The organism is Microbacterium sp. P2_F9 (genome assembly GCF_056403635.1).
Window position 1 is genome coordinate 1 of sequence record NZ_JBFUFC010000124.1, and the last position, 11,354, is coordinate 11,354.

Annotated in this window: 9 protein-coding genes, 2 tRNA genes and 1 pseudogene; 1 reads left to right on the plus strand and 11 read right to left on the minus strand. The window is 67.4% G+C overall.

The window, feature by feature from the left end; genetic code table 11:
• The 8 genes from AC1DVT_RS13200 to serS all read right to left on the minus strand — a co-directional run.
• A partial coding sequence (locus AC1DVT_RS13200; RefSeq protein WP_477389519.1) for a hypothetical protein occupies positions 1 to 337 on the minus strand: 337 nt, incomplete at its 3' end.
• Between the two features lie 324 nt (positions 338 to 661).
• Positions 662 to 2,401 (minus strand): DUF5605 domain-containing protein, encoded by a 1,740-nt coding sequence (locus AC1DVT_RS13205; protein WP_477389520.1) that lies wholly within the window; start codon positions 2,399 to 2,401, stop codon positions 662 to 664.
• Positions 2,402 to 2,802: 401 nt separating this feature from the next.
• A tRNA-Ser gene (locus AC1DVT_RS13210) sits at positions 2,803 to 2,891 on the minus strand.
• 72 nt (positions 2,892 to 2,963) lie between these two features.
• Positions 2,964 to 4,253 (minus strand): LCP family protein, encoded by a 1,290-nt coding sequence (locus AC1DVT_RS13215; protein WP_477389521.1) that lies wholly within the window; start codon positions 4,251 to 4,253, stop codon positions 2,964 to 2,966.
• A 2-nt stretch (positions 4,254 to 4,255) separates the two neighbouring features.
• A complete protein-coding gene (locus AC1DVT_RS13220) occupies positions 4,256 to 5,521 on the minus strand; it encodes an LCP family protein (RefSeq protein ID WP_477389522.1) in 1,266 nt (421 codons plus the stop codon).
• A gap of 52 nt (positions 5,522 to 5,573) precedes the next feature.
• A tRNA-Ser gene (locus AC1DVT_RS13225) sits at positions 5,574 to 5,658 on the minus strand.
• A 116-nt stretch (positions 5,659 to 5,774) separates the two neighbouring features.
• The gene (locus AC1DVT_RS13230; RefSeq protein ID WP_477389523.1) at positions 5,775 to 6,683 is read right to left on the minus strand and encodes an HAD family hydrolase; all 909 of its coding nucleotides are present in this window, start codon (positions 6,681 to 6,683) and stop codon (positions 5,775 to 5,777) included.
• A complete protein-coding gene (gene serS / locus AC1DVT_RS13235) occupies positions 6,680 to 7,945 on the minus strand; it encodes a serine--tRNA ligase (protein ID WP_477389524.1) in 1,266 nt (421 codons plus the stop codon). Before serS ends, AC1DVT_RS13230 begins: the two co-directional genes overlap by 4 nt.
• Before the next feature lie 54 nt (positions 7,946 to 7,999).
• Here serS and AC1DVT_RS13240 point away from each other — a divergent pair, with 54 nt between their 5' ends.
• Positions 8,000 to 8,998: a diacylglycerol/lipid kinase family protein gene (locus tag AC1DVT_RS13240; RefSeq protein WP_477389525.1), complete on the plus strand. Its 999-nt coding sequence runs from the start codon at positions 8,000 to 8,002 to the stop codon at positions 8,996 to 8,998.
• 6 nt (positions 8,999 to 9,004) lie between these two features.
• Here the strand turns inward: AC1DVT_RS13240 and AC1DVT_RS13245 are convergent, their stop codons facing one another.
• The 3 genes and pseudogenes from AC1DVT_RS13245 to AC1DVT_RS13255 form a co-directional block, all read right to left on the minus strand.
• Positions 9,005 to 9,883 (minus strand): carbohydrate ABC transporter permease, encoded by an 879-nt coding sequence (locus tag AC1DVT_RS13245; RefSeq protein ID WP_477389526.1) that lies wholly within the window; start codon positions 9,881 to 9,883, stop codon positions 9,005 to 9,007.
• Between the two features lie 98 nt (positions 9,884 to 9,981).
• Positions 9,982 to 10,953, minus strand: a complete 972-nt coding sequence (locus AC1DVT_RS13250) for a carbohydrate ABC transporter permease (protein ID WP_477389527.1) — start codon at positions 10,951 to 10,953, stop codon at positions 9,982 to 9,984.
• Positions 10,954 to 11,090: 137 nt separating this feature from the next.
• A pseudogene (locus AC1DVT_RS13255) lies at positions 11,091 to 11,354 on the minus strand (sugar ABC transporter substrate-binding protein); the annotation flags it as partial.

Below are 11,354 nucleotides of genomic sequence, written 5' to 3' on the forward strand. Positions count from 1 at the left end.
CAGTGGGGTAGGTGTACTGGAAGAATCGCCCGCCCCACTTCGCCTTGTCCGCCTGGGCGTGCAGATAGACGTTGAACTGGATGCTGGTGCCCTCGAAATGCCCCGACACGCGGTGGTGCGCTACCGGCGACGCTTCGTCGGTCTCGCTGTCGATGATGGGCCGGGCGAATTGGGGATCGATGCAGTCAGCCGTCACCTGCATCGGTGCGGTTGGCGAGGACTGCACACACGCGGCGGGTTCGGCTGAGGCGGGCGGCGCGGATATCAGCGTCAGGGTAAGCGCTGCCGCGGCGGCGATCGCTAGGGGCGGGAATTTGCGCGGACCGAATCTTGTCATGGGTTCCTCCAACGTCGTCGATGGGTGTCGACACGACCTTCGTGCCGTCAGGATCAATCGCGGCCATGATCTGCGACAGGCGATTGGCGACCGACGCTAGATGCCGCGCCCTCTACCGGGCAATGGCGACAGCTCTTATTGCGCAAGTCCGACAAGCTCGGCGTGCTCCGCGCGCGACACCCTGGGGGCCTTTTTAGGCGAGACGTTCCGCTGGGACGAGCCCGCGGGACGCCTACAAGGGCTTCCATCGCAAGGGTTCGATGACGAGTGGTTCGATCCCCGCACCGGGACCGGTGATCGGCCCGCCGGTGATCGGCCGGGTGATCAGCGCGAGTGGGTCGCTGACATCAGGCGCAGCGCGCAGTATGGGCGACCGGGGAGATCGAACCGCACCGTCCCTTGGTGTACGCCGGGCAATCGCTCCACGGTCATGTTCCACGAGTCCACGACATCGACGTGAGCCGTCATGCCCTGCGGAATTGTCACGGTTCGGAACGCGGGCTGTCCGGCGCCGAAGTAGATGAGCTCGTACTCGCCAGGCACGCCCGCGCGCGCGGCGTCGAAGTCCGACGGCAGCGGGTCGATTCTGCCGGTGGGTGATTGGTCGATGATCTCGTTGAGGAAGGCCAGTCGTGCGGGGCTCTCGCCGCGAAGCTCGCCACCTTTCGCCCAGAACACCGTCTCGTCCTCGGAGTAGTAGGTCTCTCCGTGGGTGACGTAGCCGCCACTCATCGCCACGGCCCAGGATCGGCCTACGAGTTCTTCGGCCGTGAGGAAGCCCCACCCCTGGTCGAGGTCCCCCTCGTACCCGCACTCGTCGACGATGACCGGCTTACCGAACCGCCGGCGCCACTCACGGACCTGCCCGCCGAGGCCATCGCCATATTGGATGCTGCAGTGCGTCGCCCACTCCGATGCGTAGTCCCAGATTTCCACCCAGTTGTGGATGGAGATCGGGTGGTTGTAGGGATCATTGGTGCGCACCAGCCGCCCGATGCGATCCCAGTCCTCCGTGCTCTTATCGAGCAGCAGGTCGTACTCGTTGGCGAGCGACCACCACACGTTCGAGAAGGCTGACAGTCTCCGAACGACGTAGCTGACGTAACGGTCGTCGGCAGCCTTGCCGAGCCGCGAAAAGCCCCAACGGTCGTAGGGGTGGAAGAGGATCAGATCGGCGTCGATTCCTATGGCGCCCAGCTGTTCCAGACGCCGTTCGAGCGCTCGGAAGTAGTCCACATCGAACCGCTCCAGATCCCAGCCGTCGTCCGTTCGGGGGAACACGAACCGGTCGGGCTCATTCGCGTTGTACAGGAAGTGCTTGGGCAACAGGCTCATCCTCAGTTTCGAGAAGGAGGTCTTTCCCAGCGACTCGAGAGTCTGCTGCTGAAGCGCGTCATCCTGGTGGGTCCAGGCGTACGCGGTGGTACCGAGCGGGATGAAGGGTGTGCCATCGGAGTAGGAGAAGTGGAACCCGTCCGCGCGGACGGGACCTCGAGCATCGGATGAGCCTACCTCGATGGTGCCGGACAACCCGTCGAGCGAACGTGCGTTCGACCTCGTGACGAATTTCCATGTTCCCACTTCCGCCGGAAGGAAGCGCACGGCATAGCGACCGTTGCCGTCGTAGAAACCGCCGACCTCGACATGGTGGTCCCCCCTCGAAAATCGGGCGGTCAGTTCGACGTCGGTGAAGGGGTTGCCGTGCGAAGGTCCGGCGACAGCGAGCTCCAGCATCCGGTTCGCCGCAGCACCCGACGGGAGATCCACCGACGCGCTCGCACGCTCAGTGTCCGCGCTCTCATAGTCGACCGGGGGGACGATCGGCGGGGCCTCCCTCGGGCGCGGAGTGAGATCCTCGATCTGTGTCAAACGGCCGAGAAGCTCCGCCACGCGCGGATCAGAGGGCTCCAGTATTACGCCAAGGATGGACCCAAGCGGGAAGGGATCGCCGCTGGCAGCAAGCGAGGAGTCGAGGACTTCTGGAGCGATCTCCTCCACCACTGCGCGGGCATCGGCCTGAGCGAGCACGTCCCTGAGCGCGGAGCGAGAATGGAAAGTGGTCATCGTTGATCCTTCGCAGATGAGAGTCGCGTGTCCCGGCACCGCCGCGCGCCCTGTCAGTTGACGACGCGGTGAGTTCGTTTCAACGTATCTTCGCGGCGCGCCGCAGTTGGTGGTTTGCGCAATATGTTCGTCTGCCACACGCGCCCAGGGGTATATCGCACCGCTGGCGATGGGCTCACCACCTGTGGAAGGGTGTAGCCCCCTCACCCCTGTTCACCGCTCGCTGCCGCGGAATCACGCGGCTCCTAGGTATCAAGCGCTCGATCGTCGTGGGGATAGTGCACCGTAGGGGTCCCCGAAGGGTCCCCCTGGGGGACCCCTGGACGCCCAATCGCCGAGAGTCCGAGCCATGTCGGCCGACAGCGGAGAACGCAAAAACCCCGCTGACCGGGGGTTTTCTGCGGAGACGGAGGGATTTGAACCCTCGGACCCCGTGAGGGGTCTCCACCTTAGCAGGGTGGTGCACTAGGCCGAACTATGCGACGTCTCCAGGCRTCCTGTCGCCGAAGCGATTGAATGCGCCCAGCAATCATAACCGCTCGCGCCGGAGGGAACGAACGCGCTAGCGCTGCGGCACCGTGCAGGTCACCTGTGCCGCGGTGGTCCCGGCGATGGAGTCGGGCAGCTCGACCCGCTCCTCTGCGGCGGGGGTCGCAGACGGCGTAGCCGCGGCATCCGGAGTCGCCGAAGGAGTCGACGAGGGAGCAGGTGCGGCCGCTTCGCCCTCGACTTCGACGCCGTAGCCCTGACTCGTCTCGCCGGTGAGAGTGATGGCCTGGTTGTCGCGCAGAGCCTGCATCAGCGCCTCGGCGGCCGCCGTGACGGGCATCACATCGCTGCGGCCGATGCCGGGGCGGTAATACGTGGGGTACTGGACGAAAACGATGTCCTCGTACGCGACATCCTTGAGCGCCATCGCGATCTGCACCATGAGCGTCGGGCTCGTGAGCGACTGGCTCAGCACGAGCTGGCGACTGGTCACCTGGTTCATCGCCGTCGTCGCAAGCCGGAACAGCACGGTCGGGTCGGCCAGCACCGACTCGGACTGCAGCTTGCGCACCATCGACGACATGAACTGCTGCTGGTTCGAGATGCGACCCAGGTCGGAGCCGTCGCCGATGCCGTGCCGGATGCGCAGGAACTGGAGCGCCTGGGCTCCCTGGAGCGTGTGATGCCCCGCGGTGAGGCTGAGACCGGTGTTGCCGTCGCTGATGTCGCCCGCCACGCAGACATCGACGCCGCCGATCGCGTCGGACATGTTGATGACGCCCGTCCACCGGATCGCCGCGGCGAACTCGATGGCTTCGCCGGTGAGCTCCTCGATGGTCTGCGCTGTGCAGGCCAGCCCGCCGCGGAAGTACGAGGCGTTGAGCATCGTCGCGTTCGACGCCGGGTAGTGCTTGCCGTCCGCATCCTGGCAGGCGGGAACGTGCACGAGCATGTCCCGCGGGAACGACACGACAGTGACGCGACGCGGGTTGTCGGTGATGTGCACGAGCATCGTGACATCGTTGCGCTCCCCCGGCGAATCGTTGTTCGCGCAGCGCGGGAACAGGGCGAGGTCCTGCCCTTCGCACGAGTCGGTGCCCACCACCAGCAGATCGACGCCGCCCTCGATCGCGCCCAGGGACGGCGGGATCACCTCGTCGGGATGCAGCTCGACGGCGTTGTCGCCGAGGGCCGTGGTCGCGTCCCACACGCTGAACGCGGCGATGCCGCCGAGACTGACGACGATGACCGCGAACGCAATCACCAGCATCGACAGCAGCCGGAGGATCGGATGCCGCGCCTCCGCGGCCGCGTGGCGCGCCAGGGTGGGCTGCGCCCTGGGCGCCCGGGAAGGTGCCGTCACGCTCAGCCCTTGACGTTGCCGTTCGAGCAGGTCTGCTGGGCCGCCGTCTGCCCGGCGATCGACTCAGGCAGCTCGATCGCGGTCTCGGTCGGAGCCGGCGTCGCCCCCGTGGTTGCCGCCGGGTCAGGCGTAGCGGGCGTCTCCGGCTCGACCACGACGACACCGTCACCCTGGCTCACTTCGCCGGTCAGCTGCAGCGGCTGGTTGGTGGCCAGCGCGGCCCAGAGCGCCTCGGCGGCGTCGTGGTTCGGAACCACCCGGTTCGGATCCGCGGGGTCGTCGTTCACCGGGTACTGGATGAACACGATCTCGCTGAAGGGCACGTTCTTGACCGCGAGCGCGATCTGCACGAGCGTCAGCGGGTTGGTGAGGCTCTGCGACGGCGTGATGTTGTCGACCGCGGTGGTGGCGAGCTTGTACAGCGTGGCCGGGTTCGTGAGCACCTCTTCGCTGACGAGCTTGTTCGCGAGGCGGGACATGTACTGCTGCTGGTTCGAGATGCGCCCCAGGTCGCCGCCGTTGCCGACGCCGTGTCGCGTGCGCAGGAACTGGAGGGCCTCAACGCCCTGGATCGTGCGCGTGCCGGCGGGCCAGTTGATGCCCGTGTACGGGTCTTTGATGCCCTTGGCGAGACACACGTCGACGCCGCCGAGGGCGTTGGTGATCTCGATCACGCCGCCCCAGGTGATCTTCGCCGAGAACTGGATCGGCACCCCGGTGAGCTTCTGCACCGTCTGCACGACGCAGTTGAGCCCGCCGTAGTAGTAGGAGTTGTTGAGCATCTGCTTGCTCATCGCCGACGACGTCTTGCCCGTCTCGGGGTCGGTGCACTCCGGGATCGGGATCATGAGGTCGCGCGGGAACGAGACGACCGTCACCCGGCGCGGGTTGTCGGAGATGTGCAGGAGCATGTTCACATCGTTGAGCTCGCCCGCGGCGTCCTTGCCGGTGCAGCGGTCGCCGAAGATTGACGCGTACGCCGCTTCGCAGGCATCCGTGCCGACCAGCAGCAGGTTGACGCCGCCCTCGATCGCCCCGATGTCGGGCGGAACGGCGTCCTGCCCCTCGATCTCGATGGCGCCGCTGGCGTAGCTGCTGGTGATGTCGTACGCCGCGTACGCGGCGACAGAGAACCCGGAGACGAGCACGACGGCCAGGATGACGCCGATGATCGTCATGATCTGGGCGAACGGATTCGGCGACTTGAGCGCCCCGTGGCGGGCAACCGTGCGACGGCCACGCCTGGCGGGCTTGGTCGACTGGCTCACTCGGGTCCTCTCGGGGGTTGGATCACACCCCGATCCGGGGTGCCCGCATCGGCGGAGGGTGTGGGATTCGAACCCACGGGACATTGCTGCCCACTGGTTTTCAAGACCAGGTCCATCGGCCGCTCGGACAACCCTCCCGAAGGACGACCGCACTGCTGCGGCATCCAACGAACCGGCACCGAGTCTAGTCGACGGGCCCGCCAGCCATTGTTTCAGGGACGCCTGAAGAGGTCCTGAACGGCCCGATCAGTGCTTAGAGCTTGCGCAGCACGTCGGCGACGCCGCCCGCCTGCACCGACGCGGTGGTCTCGCCCGCGGCATCCCGAACCTCTTTCGGACCCTGTGCCATCGCGACCGCCCGACCGCCGTGCTCGCGTGCCCAGCGGAACATGCCCACGTCGTTGCGACCATCGCCGATCACGAGGACATGCTCGGCGTCGCCGCCGAGCCAGTCGCGCACGCGCTCGAGCGCGGTGCTCTTGTCGACGCCCATCGGGGCGATGTCGAGCCAGGCGGTCCACCCGATGGCGTACGAGACATGGTTGAGCCCGATGCGGGCGACCAGGTCGACGAACTCGCTCTCGGTCTTGCCCGGCGACACCACGACCACGCGGCAGACCGGCTGGTGGGCGAGATCTTCGAAGGGCACGCGCTTGGCGCCGGTGAGGTTCCAGTCCTCGAGGAACTCGGTGTAGAGGCGGCGCCCATCGGCGAGTTCGACCATGTAATGCGCGTCCGGCAGGTGGTCGCGCAGGAGCGTCAGCACTTCGGTGGCGTCGAACGTCTCGATGTGGAAGCGCTCGTACCGCGCCTCGTCGCCCTCGACGCGCCGCATGATCACTGCGCCGTTCGAGCAGACCACGAATTCGGGCGCGATCTGGAGCACGTGCAGGATGCCGCGGGTGCCCTCCCAGGATCGTCCGGTGGCGAGCATCACCTCGTGTCCGGCGCGGTGCGCGTGCTCGACCGCTTCGACGACACCAGGGCTCAGCGACTCGTCTTCGAGCAGCACCGTGCCGTCGATGTCGAGCACGATCAAGAGGCGCTCGGTCGCGACATCCGGATTCTCGGTGTCGCGGGCAACCTGCTCGACGAGCTTGGCGGCTTTCTGGGGCTTGACGACCTTGACGCTGCCGGTGGCCGGCAGGTGCGCGTCCGTCACGCGATCGGCTCCATGACCTCGAGACCGCCGAGGTACGGTCGCAGCGCCTCGGGCACGGTCACCGAGCCGTCGGCGCGCTGGTGCGTCTCGAGGATGGCGACGATCCACCGGGTGGTCGCGAGCGTGCCGTTGAGGGTCGCGACATGGGCGGTCTTGCCGCCGTCGGGGCGATGACGGATGTCGAGCCGCCGTGCCTGGTAGGTCGTGCAGTTGCTCGTGCTGGTGAGTTCCCGGTACGCGCCCTGCGTGGGAACCCACGCTTCGATGTCGAACTTGCGCGCCGCGCTCGAACCGAGGTCGCCTGCGGCGATGTCGATCACGCGGTACGAGAGCCCGAGGTCCTGCATCATCCGCTCCTGCAGCTGCACGAGGCGATCGTGCTCGGCCTCGGCGTCATCGAGCGTCGTGTAGATGAACATCTCGAGCTTGTTGAACTGGTGCACGCGGATGATGCCGCGGGTGTCCTTGCCGTACGACCCGGCCTCGCGCCGATAGCAGGTCGACCATCCCGCGTAGCGCTTCGGCCCGCGCGCGAAGTCGAGGATCTCGTCCATGTGGTACCCGGCGAGCGGCACCTCGCTGGTGCCCACGAGATAGAGGTCGTCCTCCTGCAGGTGGTAGACCTCGTCGGAGTGCTGCCCGAGGAATCCGGTGCCCCGCATCACCTCGGGGCGCACCAGAGTGGGCGGCACGATCGGGATGAAGCCCTCCTGCAGCGCCCGGTCGAGGGCGAGGGTCATGAGCGCGAGCTCGAGGCGCGCGCCGATGCCGGTGAGGAAGTAGAAGCGACTCCCCGAGACCTTCGTGCCGCGCTCCATGTCGATCGCGCCGAGCAGCTCGCCGAGCTCGAGATGATCGCGGGGCTCGAAGTCGAAGGCGACCGGCTCGCCGTGCGTGCGGAGGGTGACGAAGTCGTCTTCGCCGCCTGTGGGGACGCCTTCGATGACGACGTTCTCGATGCGGGAGACGACGGCATCGGCATCCGTCTCCGCCACCGTCACGGCGTGCTGCGCCTGCTTGACCTGCTCGCTCAGCCCCTTGGCCTCGGCGATGAGGGCCGCCTTCTCGTCTTTCGGCGCCTGGGCCACGCGTTTGCCGTGAGCGTTCTGGGCGGCGCGGAGCTCCTCGAACGCGGTGATGGCGGCCCGACGCGCGCTGTCCGCGGCGAGCGCCTCATCGACCAGGCCGGGCGACTCCCCGCGCGCCTCCTGCGAGCGCTTGACCAGCTCGGGATTCTCACGAAGAAGCACAGGATCGATCACCCGTCAATCCTAGTCGGGGCCGTTGGGCGGCATCCCGAGGACTATCGTGGCTCCATGACCGACGCCGCCGCCCCTCTGAAGCGGGCCGCGCTCGTGTACAACCCGATCAAGGTCGACGCCCCGGTGCTGCGGGCGAGCGTCGAGCGGCTCTCGGCGGACGCCGGCTGGGGCGAACCGCACTTCTACGAGACGACGGTCGAAGACCTCGGTCAGGGGCCCACCCGCCAGGCGATCGCAGAGGGCGCATCAGCGGTGCTGGTCGCCGGCGGCGACGGTACGGTGCGCGCCGTCGCGGAGGCGATGACCGGCACCGGTGTGCCGCTGACAATCGTCCCGAGCGGCACCGGCAACCTGCTGGCGCGCAACGTCAACCTGCCGCTGACCGATCCGGAGGCGATGATCCGGGCGACCTTCGAGGGCGACATCCATCCCACCGACATCGGGGTGGCGAACATCACCCGTCCCGACGGCACGACCGAGGAGCACGGCTTCGTCGTGATGGCCGGCATCGGACTGGACGCGGCGATGATCGCGAACACCAGCGCCCAGCTGAAGAAGTCGCTCGGCTGGTTCGCGTACGTCGAAGGGGCGGCGCGGTCGCTGCCCAACGCGAAGCCGTTCCGGGTGATGTACCAGATCGAAGGCCACCGCCTGCACACCGCCCGCGTGCAGAGCATGCTGTTCGCGAACTGCGGGGCGCTGCCTGCGGGCATCGCCCTGATTCCGGATGCCTCGATCTCGGACGGCATCCTCGACGTCATGGTGATCCAGCCCTCCGGCCCGTTCGGCTGGCTCGGCGTGGGCCGCAAGGTGTGGTGGGACAACAGCGTGCTGCGGCGCTCGCGCGCCGGCCGCCTGGTGCTGCAGCGGCGGGGACGGGATGCCTCGATCCACTACTTCCGCGGACCCTCCGTCGAGACCGCGACGACGCCGGCGCAGCCGATCGAACTCGATGGCGACGAGTTCGGCGACGCCGTGCGGATCGTCTGCCKCATCGAGCACGGCGGACTGGTGCTCGCCGTGCCCGCCGGCCACAAGACCTCGGCGCTGTAGCCCCGGTCAGCCCTTCACCGCGCCGCCGAGGCCGGCCGAGCGCAGGAACACGCTCTGGAAGAGCAGGAACATCGCGATCGGGATCAGGGTCGCGATCGCGAGCGCCGCGAGGAAGACGTCCAGCTCGGTCGACGGCTGGATGGCCGGCAGGCGCACCGAGAGCGGCTGCACCGCGGGGTCGGGCAGCACCAGCATCGGCCAGAGATAGTCCTTCCACGCGGCGATGATCGCGAACACCGAGACGACCCCGAGGATGGGCTTCGACATCGGGAGCACGACCGACCAGAACAGGCGGAACGGGCCCGCGCCGTCGGTCTTCGCCGCCTCGAACACCTCGCGCGGCAGATTGTCGAAGAACCGCTTCACCAGCAGGATGTTGAACGCATTCGCGGCCATCGGCAGCCAGACCGCCAGGTAGTTGTTGAGCAGGGAACCGCCGATGAGCGGCGGGTGCACGATCGTGAGGTACAGCGGCACGAGCAGCACGATGCCGGGAATGAACAGAGTCGCGAGCACCAGCGCGTTCAGCGCCGGTGCATACCTCGGACGCAGCACCGAGAGCGCGTAGCCGGCGGTCGTCGCGACGAACAGCTGGAAGAACCAGGCTCCCCCCGCGATGACGATCGTGTTCCAGAAGTACTGGTCGATGTGCACGTCGTTCCACGCGGTGGACAGGTTCGCCCAGTCGATGCCGTTGGGCCAGAGCGCGAACGGCTGCGAGATCGTGTCCTGCGTCGGGGTGACGGCGGACTTGGCGAGCCAGAGGATCGGTCCGAGCCCCGCGATCGTGAGCGAGACCAGCAGGAACACATGGGTGACCGACATCCCGAACCGTGTTCCGCGGCGCCGCCGCTCCGATCCGGAGATGATCGTGCGCTCGGACATGTCGTCGCCCTTCGACGGGCTCAGGGACCGGGAATCCCTGCGAAGGCGGGTGAGAAAGCCGCGCATGCCCTCTCTGACCTGGGCTGTGGTCATCGTCGTCATGTCGTGCTCCAGCGGTCGGTCAGCTTGAAGTAGAGCCAGGACAGCACCGCGAGCACGATCGCCAGCAGCACCGACACGGCGGTGGCTTCGCCCAGGTCGCCGCCGAGACTGTTGCGGAACGCCTTGTCGTAGATATAGAGCAGGATCGTCCGCGTCGCACCGACCGGTCCGCCCCCGGTGAACAGGAACGGCTCGAGGAACACCTGCGCGGTCGCGATGACCTGCAGGATCAGCATGATGAACAGGATGCCGCGCAGCTGCGGCACCGTGACGTGCCAGATCTTGCGCCAGATGCCGGCACCGTCGACTTCGGCCGCGTCGTACAGCTCCGGCGGCACCGACAGGAGCGCGGCGAGGTAGATGATGATCGACCCGCCCGCCGCCGCCCAGGTCGCCTCGATCACGAGGGACGGCATCGCCTGCACCGCCGACTGGATCCACGGCTGCGGGGGGATGCCGAACCACCCCAGCGCGGTGTTGAACACGCCGGAGGGGTCGGCGCTGTAGAAGAACTTCCACAGCAGCACCGCGACGACCGGCGGGATCACGACCGGCAGATACGCGAGCGCCGAATACAGCCCCTTGCCGCGCTTGACCTCGCTCATCAGCACCGCCATGAACAGCGGCAGCGGAAAGCCGAACAGCAGCGCGAGCAGCGCGAAGTAGATGGTGTTGAGGACCGCCTTGCCGAGCGCGGGGTCGGTGAGCACGACGACGTAGTTGTCGAAGCCGACCCACTCCGAGACGATCAGGTTCGTCTTCTGCAGGCTCATGATCACCGACTGGAAGATCGGCCGCCACGAGAAGAAGAAGAACACGAAGACCATCGGCGCGACGAACAGCAGATTCGCGAGCCCGCCGCCGCGGTACCACGTCAGGGGCGTCCGGCGGCGGTGGCGGCGCCGCGCGGGCGGAGCGGCGGGAGCGACGGATGCCGCGGCCGGCCGCTCCGGAGTGGTCATGGTCATGTCAGATCTCCGGTCGCTGAGCCTGTCGAAGCGTGAGCTTGTCGAAGCGTCGGGGTTGTCGGGGAAACGGCCCTTCGACAAGCTCAGGGACCGGCGGGTGGATGCCGCGGCCCGGCCGGGCCGCGGCATCCGTCCTGCTACTTGTCGAGCTCCGCCTGCGCGTCGGTCTGCGCCTGCGCGAGGAGAGCGTCGATGTCGGCGTTCTCGTCGGTCAGGACCGCCTGCACGGCGTTGTCGAGCAGGGCGTAGATCGCCTGCGTCGCCTTCTTCGGCTCGCCCACCGGCGTCTGGTCCCAGATGCCTTCGGTGAAGCCGGTCATCTGCTCGCGCGGCACATTGATGTACGGCTCGATCCAGGTGAGCGACTCCTCGTACAGCTCCCGGTTCAGGATCGGCAGCAC